The organism is Paenibacillus validus NBRC 15382 (genome assembly GCF_004000985.1).
GTDB lineage: Bacteria > Bacillota > Bacilli > Paenibacillales > NBRC-103111 > Paenibacillus_G > Paenibacillus_G validus.
This window is the reverse complement of record NZ_BIMH01000126.1, coordinates 1-829: the sequence shown is the minus strand read 5'-3', so window position 1 is coordinate 829 and position 829 is coordinate 1. Positions and strand designations below refer to the sequence as shown.

Genomic DNA, 829 nt, shown 5'->3' with positions numbered 1-829 from the left:
TTGCCAATGAACTCAAAATCAATAATTCTGCTCAAATTGCAAGATGGGTACTGGATTATCGTGAGAATGGCGAATTTTCCTTTTCTAAAACTCGAGGAAGACCTAGAAAAGAGCCTAATTTGCCTCTAAATAATAAGAAGACTTCAGAGTTAAGTGATTCTGACCAAGAACTCTCCAAGATACAAAAAGAGAATCTGAGATTACGCATTGAAAACGAATATTTAAAAGGACTGAGGAGGTTGCGACTGGAACGACAAGTGAAGGAAAATCCCGACTTGTTCAATACCTCCAACGACGATTCAAGTTCCCCCTCAAAGTACTCTTAAGCATTACAGGACTTCCTAAAGCAACCTATTACTACTGGGTCGCTCGTTTTGAACGTCCTAACAAAGACAAGGAGATTGAACAAGAGATGATTCGTATTCGTACTGAACACCCCAATGCTGGCTATCGTCCAATGGTTGAATTGCTTAAGCAACGTGGATTTCATATCAATCATAAAAAAGTACAACGATTGATGAAAAAACTTGGACTTCGTGTGACCTCATATTGGCGTAAATCACGAAAATATAACTCTTACAAGGGAAAGGTAGGAACAGTTGCTAAAAACAAGTTACATAGGCGTTTTAAGACCTCTATTCCTCATCAAAAAATCACAACGGATACCACAGAATTCAAATATTATGAGAATGGTATCCAGAAGAAATGTTATCTTAATCCCTTTTTAGACTTGTTTAATAATGAAGTACTGAGCTTTGAAATCTCTAAACAACCTACTTATCAAGCAATCTCAAAGGCACTTACTCAAGCGTTAGAAGTGACCTCTGAT

General features: G+C 37.4%; 1 pseudogene. It reads left to right on the top strand.

The features are described from left to right. Window positions 1-829: pseudogene (locus PVA01S_RS26350) on the top strand (IS3 family transposase); the annotation flags it as partial.